Genomic DNA, 9,443 nt, shown 5'->3' on the forward strand with positions numbered 1-9,443 from the left:
GCACGATGGGCCCATGAGCCAGCTCGACAAGCAGGACCCGCGCGACCAGTTCCCCCGTCCGCCGTTCCCCGCGCAGACCCAGCAGGGGTCCGGGCTGGCGAGTGCGATGGACCCCGCCCCCGACCACGGCGAGACGAGCTACCTGGGCACCGGGCGGATGCGCGGGTACCGGGTGCTCGTCACGGGCGCGGACTCCGGCATCGGGCGCGCTGCGGCGATCGCGATGGCGAAGGAAGGGGCCGACGTGGCCCTGAACGCCCTGCCCGAGGAGCGCGAGGACCTCGAACAGGTCCGCGACGTCATCGGTGACCTCGGGCGCAAGGCCGTGCTGTTGCCCGGCGACCTGACGGACGAGGCATTCTGCGACGTCCTGGTGCAGGACGCCGTCAGCGAGCTCGGCGGCCTGGACGCGCTCGTGCTGGTCGCGGGCCACCAGCAGGTGCACGAGGACGTCACCGTGCAGAGCACCGAGGACTTCGACCGCACGATGAAGGTCAACCTGTACTCGCTGTTCTGGCTCGTCCGCGCTGCCGTCCCGCACATGGCGCCGGGCAGCTCGATCGTCACGACCAGCTCGGTGTCCGCGTACCAGCCGCAGGACCGCATGATCGACTACGCCGCGACGAAGGCCGCGATCATCACCTACACGAACGGGCTCGCGCGGCAGCTCGCGACCAAGGGTATCCGGGCCAACACGGTGGTGCCCGGGCCGGTGTGGACGCCCCTGCAGCCGATCAGCTACCCGGGCGACGAGATCGCGGCGTACGGCCAGGACACCCCGTTCGGTCGTCCCGCCCAGCCCGTCGAGCTCGGCAGCGCCTACGTCTACCTGGCCGGGCCCGAGTCGTCGTACACGTCCGGCACGACCCTGACGGTGGCGGGAGCGACCGGGGTGGCGTTGTGAGTCCCGCCTCGCGCAAGACCGTCGTCCTGGTCGGGGACCGTCGGCTCGCGCTCACGAACACCGACAAGGTGCTCTACCCCGAGACCGGCACCACCAAGGGTCGGGTGATCGAGTACTACGAGCGGGTCGCGCCGTGGATGATCCCGCACGTCAAGGACCGCCCGGTGACCCGGAAGCGCTGGGCCAACGGTGTCGAGGGCAAGGTCTTCTTCGAGAAGAACCTGCCCGACTCGGCCCCCGACTGGGTGCGGCACCACACCATCCACCACTCGGAACACGACAACGAGTACCCGATCGTCGACGACCTGCCGACCCTGGTGTGGATGGCGCAGCAGGCCGCGCTCGAACTGCACGTCCCGCAGTGGCGGTTCGGCCCCCGCGGCGCGCAGCAGAACCCGGACCGGCTCGTCCTCGACCTCGACCCGGGCGAGGGCGTGGGGCTGCCCGAGTGCGTCGAGGTCGCCGTGGCCGCGCGCGAGATCCTGCACGGCATGGGGCTCGACCCGTACCCGGTGACGTCCGGTTCCAAGGGCATCCACCTGTACGCGGCGCTCGACGGCAAGGCGACGACCGCGCAGGTCTCCGACGTCGCCCACGAGTTGGCCAAGGCCCTCGAGACGGACCTGCCGGACCTGGTGCTGTCGTCGATGAGCCGTGCCGAGCGGAAGGGCAAGGTCTTCGTCGACTGGTCGCAGAACAACGGCAACAAGACGACCATCGCCCCGTACTCGCTGCGCGGCCGTGAGCGGCCGACGGTCGCGGCGCCCCGCACCTGGAAGGAACTCGAGGAACGCGGGCTCGCGCAGCTCACGTTGGACGAGGTCCTCGAACGCCTGGAGGCCCGTGGGGACTTCCTGCACCCGGTCGCCTCCGCCTCGCTGGCCGTCGGGCGCGACGACCACGGTCACTGGGACAGCGACCGGACCGAGCGCGCGAACGACGCCGAGCAGCCCGCACGTGACCGGCTCGCCGCCTACCGGGCGAAGCGGGACGCCTCGAAGACGCCGGAGCCCGTGCCCGAGGGAGCGCCCACCGTGCGGAAGGACGGCACACCGACCTTCGTCATCCAGGAGCACCACGCCACCCGCGACCACTACGACTTCCGGCTCGAGCACGACGGGGTGCTGGTGAGCTGGGCCCTGCCGAAGGGCGAGCCGACCGACCCGGGCAAGAACCACCTGGCCGTGCAGACCGAGGACCACCCGCTCGAGTACGGGTCGTTCGAGGGCACGATCCCGAAGGACGAGTACGGCGGCGGCACGGTCACGATCTGGGACGACGGCACCTACGAGCTCGAGAAGTGGCGCGAGGGGCAGGAGGTCATCGTCACCCTGCACGGTCGGGCCGGCGGCGCTCGCCGTCTCGCGCTGCTCCACACCCGCGGCCGTGGCGGCGGGGACGAGAAGAACTGGCTCATCCACCGCACGAAGGAACAACCCGAACGGCTGGCGGACGGCAGCGGCTCTGCCGTGCCGGCGGCGGCGCGACGGTCGGAGCGGCCGTCGGACGGGCACAGCGATGCGCACCGCGCCGGGCAGCGACGGATCAGCGGGACCGCGGACGCCGAGACCCCGCCGTCGGAGCGCCGGACGATGCAGGCGACCCTGGCCAAGGGGGAGCCCCGGCTGGACCCGGCCGACTGGGCCTTCGAGATGAAGTGGGACGGCGTGCGCGCGCTGGCGACGGTCCGCGACGGATCCGTGACCCTGCGCAGCCGCAACGACAACGACCTGACGGCCCAGTACCCCGAGCTGCAGGAACTGGGCGAGCGGGCCGGTGTGGACGGCGTGTTCGACGGTGAGATCGTGGCCGTCGACGATCGTGGCCGACCATCGTTCCAGCTGCTCCAGAACCGCATGGGCCTGACGAAGGCGCGCGAGGTCCGGAGCGCGCAGGAGACGACGCCCGTGCGGTTCCTGCTGTTCGACGTGCTCGAGGCGGACGGGCACGAGCTCACGCGGCTCGGCTACGACGCCCGGCGGCAGGCACTCGAGACGGTCGTGGACCCCGGCGGTGCGATCGACGTGCCGCCGGCGGTGCAGGGCGACCTCGACGCGGTGCTTGCGGCATCGCGCGAGCAGGGACTCGAGGGCGTGGTCGCGAAGAAGCGGTCGTCGAAGTACGCCGAGGGTCGGCGGTCCGAGGCCTGGCTGAAGCTCAAGCACCACGCCACGCAGGAAGTCGTCGTCGGCGGTTGGAAACCGGGCAGCGGTCGGCGTGCCGGCGGGATCGGGTCGCTGTTGCTCGGGGTGCCCGGCCCCGACGGGCTGGAGTACGTCGGCAAGGTCGGCACCGGGTTCCGTGACCGTGACCTCGACGAGATCGCCGGGGTCCTCGCACCGCTGGAACGGAAGACCCCGCCGTTCGTCGACGTCCCACGACCTGACGCTCGGGATGCGCACTGGGTCACGCCGAAGCGCGTCGGCGAGGTCGAGTTCGCCGAGTGGACCGGCGACGGACGGCTCCGGCAGCCGTCGTGGCGTGGGTGGCGCGTGGACAAGGACCCGGACGACGTCGTGCGGGAGACCTGACCCGCGCTCCGGCCTCGGCTCCACATGCGTGCGCATGGGGTCCGCCGCTGGCGAACATCCGTCCCCCGTACCGAGTCTGCGCGGGGGACAGTGTCGGCACCGCTGGCCACGATCGGCCATCGGCTGTTACGTTCGCCGGGACGAAGGGGGCTTCGAAGATGAACTCGAGCAAGTACCTGCCGCCCTACACGGCCGCAGAACGCGTCGCGATCACGGGGGACGACCTGTCGCAGCGGACCGTCGAACCGGGCAGCGGCGCCACGGAGACCGAGGTCCGGTACGCGGACTTCCTGGCCGACGAGGACGACGACTGACCGGGGCGGTCTGAGCGGCTGACCGCCCGGCGGGCGGGACAGACCCGACGGCCCGCACGCTGGATCAGGGAGCGCACGGACCGTCGCCGGGGCACGTGACCGGCCGGTTCAGGGAGACCGACCACGAGGCCCCGCACCGGGCTCGCCGAAGCGCGACCGGTGGGTCCACTGGTGAGACGTGCCGAATGACCGGATCGTCACACGAGCGGCAAGAAGAATCGCCGGGCGACCTCGATGGTCGCCCGGCGATCTCGTCTGTCCGGGGGGGGGGGGGGGATCCTGTCGGATCAGGACGGGGTCAGGCCGCGGGTGCAGGGCCGTCGGAGGGCACCGCGTGGTCGGCCACTGGTGCGTCTTCCTCGATGAGCTCGTCCTCTTCCGGCTCGACCACCTCGGCCGCGGCGGCCTTGGCCTCGTCGATGGACGCCTGGGAACGGCGGAGCAGGTCGTCGTCGTGTGCTGCCTGATCAGTCATGCCCAGCAACCTACGCGGGCGTCCCTGTGTCGGCGTCCCGACGGCGGGCTCCGTGCGTCGGGTCGTGCCGGCCGGTGTGCGGTGGCTCGAAGTCCACCGCGGACGTCGGTGCGGGCGTCGAGGGCATCGCCGGGGCGGCCGGTGAGCCGAACGCGTCGGCGGCGTCGAGCACCGCACGGGTGGCGGCCACGGCCGTCCGGAGCGCATCGCGGACGGGCATCGCCCGGTGCGCGGGGGTCCGGACCTCGACGCCCCACGGCTCGTCGAACCCGAGTTCGCGCACGGTCCGGACGAAGCCGGGCAGGTCCCACGCCCCGGCACCGGGCAGGTACCGTGCCGTCCGGGACTCCTCGGCGAGGGTCATCCCGCTCGGGGTGTGCAGCAGTCCGTCGCTCAGCTCGACGGCTGCGAGGACCCCCGGTGCGACGCCCTGCCGGATCGACGCGAGCGTGGAGCCGCCGCGGAGCGCGTGCATGGCGTCGATGAGCAGGCCGCCGTTGGGGTGCCCGGCAGCGGCGACGAAGCGGGAGGCCCGTTCGATCGTGGGCAGGTTCGACCACGGTTCCGGTTCGAGCACGAGCTGCGCTCCGACCGCTTCGGCCTGGTCGGCGAGCACGACCCAGTCGTCGGCCATCGTCGCGGGGGAGGCTCCGGGCAACGAGGTGTCGGCGCGCGCCACCACCTGCCAGGCGCTCAGCGTCGCCGCGGCCTCGAGCACGACCCCGCGGTCGGCGTCCTCGTCCTGGGTGCGGCTCGTGCACGTCCACCACCGGTCGAGTGGTCCGAGCTGGACCCAGACGATGCCGGCGGCGTCGAGCATGCGGCGCAGTTCGGCGAAGCCCGTCGTCGCGCGGACCTCGTGCAGGTCGTCGAGGGACAGCGACAGGCCGGCGAACCCGGCGGCGCCGACGGCGTGCACGCGGTCGCGGATGCTCTCGTCGCCCGCCCACGTCCAGGACGTGGCGAGCAGGTCGTGTTCCAGCACGGTGGTACCTCCGGCAGTCCCGAGGTGTCCGCGTCGCCCCGTCGCGATGCGCCGCCCCGTGTCCGCCGCGGGCCCCACCCGCGACGATGCCCAAGACTTACCCGTGCTGCCTGCGAACGCTCCCAGCCCGTCGACACATCGCCGACACGTGCTTCAGACGATCCGGGTCCGGACCTCGCCGACGCCGGCGATCGTGCCGACGAGCACGGCGCCGCGTTCGAGCACGCCGACACCGTCCGGAGTGCCGGTCATCACGAGGTCGCCGGGCGCGAGCGCCACGGACCGTGACAGCGCCGCGATCGTCTCGGCGACCGACCAGATCTGGTCGGTCAGGTCGCCCGACTGCCGGAGTTCCCCGTCCACCGTCAGCTCGATCGCGCCGCTGGTCGGGTCGACCTCGGCCGCCGGGGTGATCGCCCCGATCGGTGCCGAGGCGTCGAAGCCCTTGGCCGTGTCCCACGGCCGCCCGAGTCGTTTCGCCTCGGCCTGCAGGTCGCGACGGGTGAGGTCGATCCCGACGGCGTAGCCACACACGTGTGCGAGGGCGTCGGCGACGGCGATGTCCGTGCCGCCGGTGCCGATCGCGACGACGAGCTCGACCTCGTGCTCCAGTTGCTGCGTCAGCGGCGGGTACGGGGTGTCGGCCCCGTCGACCACGACCGCGTCTGCCGGCTTGGTGAAGAAGAACGGCGGCTCGCGGTCCGGGTCGTGGCCCATCTCGCGGGCGTGCGCGGCGTAGTTCCGTCCGACGCAGAACACACGGCGGACGGGGAAACGGGCGCCCGTCGTCGTGGGCACGGTCGGGAGGCTCGGGGCCGGGATGACGAGTTCGGTCACTGTCCCAGCGTGGCAGGCTCGCAGGGCATCGGTTCAGCTCTCACCGAAGGACGCCTCGTACTTGAGCTTCCGCGCCCGTGCGCGCTCCTGGCGTTCGCGCCATTCGATGCGCGCCTGACGGAGCTCTTCCTCGGCGCCCTTCGCCCGCATCATGGGCCCGTAGTGCGGGTCCGCCAGCAGTGCGGGCGTCGTCAGTTCACGTCCGTCGAGCCAGCGCTTGAAGTCCTTGTCACTCAGCTTCGAGATCATCGTTCGCTCCTTCGATCGTCGCTGTGGTCAGGTCGTCGAGTGCCTGGCCGACCCAGCGGTCGTCCGCGGTCGTCCAACTGCGGGTCACCAGCGCAGCCGACATCACACCGGCGGCCGCGCGCTGTCCTTCGTCGTCCGAGGTCGCCCGGTCGGCGACCCACGACCAACGCTGCCACCACAGGTCGCGGTGCGCCGAGAACTCTGCATTTCGCCGTCCTGCGCGCCCGTCGAGCACCGAGGCGACGAGCGCACCCAGCGCGACGGTCGCGCTCGTGACCGACACGAGCGCGCTGATCCAGCCGATGTCCATGCCGGAACCCTGACAGCACGGAACCGGCCACGCGGCGGGCGTGACCGGTCCTGTGGAGGGCGATCCGGGCCTCCAGGCCTGTGGAGGAGTGCGTCAGTTCCCGGGCGCGGCCGCCTCGGTCTCGCCCGCACCCGGGTCGCCGCCGGTCCCGCTGCTGGCGGGCTCGTCCTGCGGCCAGCCCGCGAACTCCCAGCCCGCGAGGGAGGGGTGGTCCTCGCCCTTCGTGTAGGCGAACGTCCGCGCGGCGTCACGCGCCTCGGACAGCTTCGTGAGCAGGTCGGCGTGCGCCTCGGCGTCCACCCGCGTCAGGGCGTCGTGGGCCAGGGCGAAGCGGTCCATCTCGTTGCGCATGAGCATGTCGAACGGTGAGGTCGTCGTGCCCTGCTCGAGGAACCCGTGCACGTGCAGGTCGTCGTGCCCGTTCCGGCGGTACGTCAGCTGGTGCACGAGCGTCGGGTACCCGTGGAACGCGAAGACCGTGGGCGTGCCGGGCAGGAAGAGCGCGTCGTACTGCTCGTCCGGGATCGGGTGCTCGTGCTTGCGCGGGTCGCCGAGCGCGAGCAGGTCGACGACGTTGAGCACACGGACCCCGACGCCGGGAGCGTGCTTCCGGATGATGTCGGTGGCGGCGATCGCCTCGACCGTGGGGACGTCACCGGCGCAGGCGAGCACGACGTCGACCTTCCCGACGGCCTGCTCCGTGCCGGCGAAGTCCCACACGCCGAGTCCGGCCTGCGCGTGCGCGACCGCGTCGTCGAGGGACAGGAAGACCGGCTCCGGGTGCTTGCCCGCGACGATCACCTCGATGCGGTCCGTGGTCTCCATCGCGTGCGCGGCGACGGCGAGCAACGTGTTGGCGTCGGCCGGCAGCTTGATCCGGACGAGGTCCTGCTGCTTCGACGCGACGACGTCGAGGAACCCGGGGTCCTGGTGGGAGAACCCGTTGTGGTCCTGTCGCCAGACGTGCGACGAGAGCAGGAGCGACAGGTTGGACACCGGCACCCGCCAGTCGATGTCGGTCGAGGACTCCAGCCACTTGGCGTACTGCCCGACCATCGAGTCGATGATGTGGGCGAATGCCTCGTAGGTGTTGAGCATCCCGTGCCGACCGGACAGCACGTACCCCTCGAGCATCCCCTCCAGCAGGTGCTCGGACAGGACCTCGGTGACCCGTCCGCGTGCGGCGAGGTGCTCGTCGCCTGCGGCGCGCTGGGCCCGCCAGACGCGCGAGGTCACGTCGAAGACGGCGTCGAGCTTGTTCGAGATCGTCTCGTCCGGACCGAACAGCCGGAAGGTCGAGGCGTTCTTCTCGATGAGTGCGGCGAGCCAGGGGCCGAGCGTGCCCGTGGCGGATGCCGTGGAACCGGCCTCGACCGCGTACGGCTCGAGCGGCGGCCGGTCGAGCGCGGTCCGCAGCCGTCCGCCGTTGCCGTGCGGAGTGGCACTCATCCGCTCGTCACCGGTCGGACGGATCGTGGTCATGATGCCGACCGGGTGGCCGTCCTCGTCGAAGAGCTCCTCGGGGCGGTACGAGCGCATCCACTCCTCGAGCTGCGCACGGTGGCCGTCGTCCTCGCGCACCGCGGGCAGCGGCACCTGGTGCGCGCGGAAGGTCCCCTCGACCTGTTCGCCGTCGACCTCCTTCGGGCCGGTCCAGCCCTTCGGGGTGCGCAGCACGATCATCGGCCAGCGCGGACGCAGGTCCGCGGCACCGGCGGGCTGCCCCGCGGCGGCGCGGGCGGCCTGGGCGCGGGCAGCGGCCTGGATGTCGTCGATGCCGGCGAGGGCACGTCGCAGGGCGCCGTCGAACAGGGCGTGCACCGCGTACGGGTCGTCGTCGACGCGGCGGGAGTCGACCACGATCGGGTCGTAGCCGAGCCCGCGGAAGTACGCGGTGAGGTCCTCGTCGGGGATGCGGGCCAGGACGGTCGGGTTCGCGATCTTCCAGCCGTTGAGGTTGAGGATCGGCAGCACGGCGCCGTCGGAGACCGGGTCGAGGAACGTGTGCGCCTGCCACGAACCGGCGAGCGGACCGGTCTCGGCCTCACCGTCACCGACCACGCACGCGACGACGAGGTCCGGGTTGTCGAGCGCCGCACCGTAGGCGTGCGACAGCGAGTAGCCGAGTTCACCGCCCTCGTTGATGGAGCCGGGGGTCTCCGGGGCGGCGTGCGAGGGGATGCCGCCGGGGAACGAGAACTGGCGGAAGAACCGCTGCAGGTCGACGTCCTGGTACAGCTCGTTCCACGTGCCGTCCAGCCAGGCGTTCGCGTTCATCGCCGGACCGCCGTGCCCCGGGCCGCAGATGTACAGGAACTCGCGACCGGTCTCCGTGATCAGCGCGTTGCAGTGCGCGTACACGAGGTTCAGCGCGGGGGAGGTGCCCCAGTGGCCGAGCAGCCGCGGCTTGACGTCGTCGGGTTCGATCGGCCGGCTGAGCAGCGGGTTGTCCAGCAGGTAGATCTGCCCGACCGTCAGGTAGTTCGCGGCGCGCCACCAGGCGTCGACCGCCCGGAGCCGGTCGGTGGTGGAGATGTGTGCTGGAGCCATGGGTACACGGTACGAAACACCGGGTTGCGGCACCTCAGGAAACTCGTCCCAAACCGTTCGGGCGGGGGCGCCGAATGACTTGCACAGGGCAAAAGCCCAGGGCGCTCTCCGGTCACAGTTGGCCGGTACTCAGTGTGTGCACAGTGCACATTCGGCCACCGGCCGGAGCGCCTCCAGAGCAAAGGACTGATCACGATGCGTAAGAGCCTCAAGACCTCCATCACCCTCGCCACGACCGGCGCCCTCGTCCTCGGCGGTGCCGCGTTCGGGATCTCCTCCGCCCAGGCC

Annotated in this window: 9 protein-coding genes; 3 read left to right on the forward strand and 6 right to left on the reverse strand. The window is 71.7% G+C overall.

Annotation, left to right across the window (positions count from 1 at the left end; genetic code table 11):
- Positions 1–13: 13 nt before the first annotated feature.
- The 3 genes from DEJ05_RS16000 to DEJ05_RS18200 all read left to right on the forward strand — a co-directional run bounded on the left by DEJ05_RS16000 (position 14) and on the right by DEJ05_RS18200 (position 3,749).
- Positions 14–904, forward strand: coding sequence for an SDR family oxidoreductase (locus DEJ05_RS16000; RefSeq protein WP_111028613.1), 891 nt, complete (start codon positions 14–16; stop codon positions 902–904).
- A complete protein-coding gene (locus tag DEJ05_RS16005) occupies positions 901–3,435 on the forward strand; it encodes an ATP-dependent DNA ligase (RefSeq protein ID WP_111111036.1) in 2,535 nt (844 codons plus the stop codon). The genes DEJ05_RS16000 and DEJ05_RS16005 overlap by 4 nt, the downstream gene beginning before the upstream one ends.
- 158 nt (positions 3,436–3,593) lie before the next feature.
- Entirely contained in the window at positions 3,594–3,749 is a 156-nt protein-coding gene (locus tag DEJ05_RS18200) for a hypothetical protein (RefSeq protein WP_164941141.1), read from the forward strand.
- 298 nt (positions 3,750–4,047) lie between these two features.
- Here the strand turns inward: DEJ05_RS18200 and DEJ05_RS18205 are convergent, their stop codons facing one another.
- The 6 genes from DEJ05_RS18205 to DEJ05_RS16030 form a co-directional block, all read right to left on the reverse strand.
- On the reverse strand, positions 4,048–4,224 hold the full coding sequence (locus DEJ05_RS18205) for a hypothetical protein (RefSeq protein WP_181440750.1): 177 nt from the start codon (positions 4,222–4,224) through the stop codon (positions 4,048–4,050).
- A gap of 10 nt (positions 4,225–4,234) precedes the next feature.
- Positions 4,235–5,209: a sugar phosphate isomerase/epimerase gene (locus DEJ05_RS16010; protein ID WP_146248751.1), complete on the reverse strand. Its 975-nt coding sequence runs from the start codon at positions 5,207–5,209 to the stop codon at positions 4,235–4,237.
- Between the two features lie 153 nt (positions 5,210–5,362).
- Positions 5,363–6,046, reverse strand: a complete 684-nt coding sequence (locus tag DEJ05_RS16015; RefSeq protein WP_111111038.1) for a fumarylacetoacetate hydrolase family protein — start codon at positions 6,044–6,046, stop codon at positions 5,363–5,365.
- Between the two features lie 33 nt (positions 6,047–6,079).
- Entirely contained in the window at positions 6,080–6,295 is a 216-nt protein-coding gene (locus DEJ05_RS16020) for a hypothetical protein (protein WP_111047860.1), read from the reverse strand.
- The gene (locus DEJ05_RS16025; RefSeq protein ID WP_111111040.1) at positions 6,276–6,605 is read right to left on the reverse strand and encodes a hypothetical protein; all 330 of its coding nucleotides are present in this window, start codon (positions 6,603–6,605) and stop codon (positions 6,276–6,278) included. The genes DEJ05_RS16020 and DEJ05_RS16025 overlap by 20 nt, the downstream gene beginning before the upstream one ends.
- A gap of 93 nt (positions 6,606–6,698) precedes the next feature.
- Entirely contained in the window at positions 6,699–9,155 is a 2,457-nt protein-coding gene (locus DEJ05_RS16030; RefSeq protein ID WP_111111042.1) for a phosphoketolase, read from the reverse strand.
- Between the last annotated feature and the right edge of the window lie 288 nt (positions 9,156–9,443).

Origin of the sequence: Curtobacterium sp. MCLR17_045, assembly GCF_003234405.1 — a bacterium.
GTDB classification, from domain to species: domain Bacteria; phylum Actinomycetota; class Actinomycetes; order Actinomycetales; family Microbacteriaceae; genus Curtobacterium; species Curtobacterium flaccumfaciens.